This window comes from Ruminococcus sp. CAG:330, from assembly GCF_000437175.1.
GTDB lineage: Bacteria > Bacillota > Clostridia > Oscillospirales > Ruminococcaceae > Ruminococcus_C.
Genome location: NZ_FR897984.1, coordinates 1 through 1,208, shown reverse-complemented (window position 1 = coordinate 1,208; position 1,208 = coordinate 1). Strand labels below are relative to the sequence as shown.

The following is a 1,208-nucleotide window of genomic DNA, read 5'->3' as shown; positions in this document are numbered from 1 at the left end:
GTCCACCAGCGACAGCCTGAGCAGCACCATCTGGATGTGTGTAGACCAAAAGAATCCGCAGTATGTATACGCATACGGCTATTACTACAACCAGTACTATTTCTACAGCAAGCCGAAGGCCGATATCACCGATGCCCGCTACATCCTGATGGTCAGCGATGACTACGGCAAAACCTTTAAGAACAACCAGACCGTTTGCCAGTACGACCAGTGCGACGGCGCATACCGCATCGCTTATCTGGACGAGGGCACATTCGCCATTGCAGCCGGCTACTACGGCGCATATCTGGTAACCGACTACGGCAAGACCATTACCAAGATGGACAACGTCAGCTACTGCAAGACCATGGGCTATGGCGCAGCGCAAAAGGACGGCGACCCCTACACCCTGTATATGTACGGCAAGCCGGCAGACTCCGATCCGGAGGGCGTCTACCGTTCCACCGACTGCGGTAAGAGCTGGATCCTCATCAACCAGAACCACCTGTACGGCGGCACCGGTAACGGTAACTATCTGGTTGGCGACATGAACACCTTTGGCACTGTCTATATGTCCACCGTTGGATGCGGCATCGTTGTCGGCAAGGTCACCGGTTCGGAAGGCCCGAAGCCGGTCACCACAGAAGCCACCAAGAATACGACGGCAACCACAACAACCAAGGCTTCCACAACAACGACTGCTACCGGCAAGGCAACCACGACCGCAAAGAATACAACCACCACACCGGCACCGACTACACTTCCTCAGACAGAAACCTCTGTCGAGGCGACCACCTCTTCCGGACAGGGAACTGCTGCCACAACCACCACCGTAGGCACGACTGTTTCCATCAATCCGAGTGTCTTCTACGGCGATGTCAACCTGGACGGCGATGTGGATCTGGCGGATGCAGTTCTGCTGAACAAAGCTGTGGCTGGCTCTGTAACACTGAACCAGCAGGCAGCACTGAACGCTGACTGCAACAACGACGGCAAGCGCAGCGCAGATGACAGCATGGTACTGCTGAAGTTCCTGGTACATCTGGTAAATGACCTGCCTGCTGCAAACTAAACCAACTCCGTGAGTTCTCTTTGAACACATTTCTACCAAAAAGACCTCTGCCCACGAGAAACGGGCAGAGGTCTTTTGCTGTCTTTTGATTTGTGAGGTGGTATCGTGTGCCGTGTGTGTTTTAGAACCTGTCTTCACAAGCGTATACAAGTGTCTT

At 54.0% G+C, this 1,208-nt stretch carries 1 protein-coding gene; it reads left to right on the top strand.

The window, feature by feature from the left end; all coding sequences use genetic code 11:
* On the top strand, positions 1-1,051 hold a 1,051-nt coding region (locus QZL66_RS00785), incomplete at its 5' end, for a dockerin type I domain-containing protein (protein ID WP_293601741.1).
* Between the last annotated feature and the right edge of the window lie 157 nt (positions 1,052-1,208).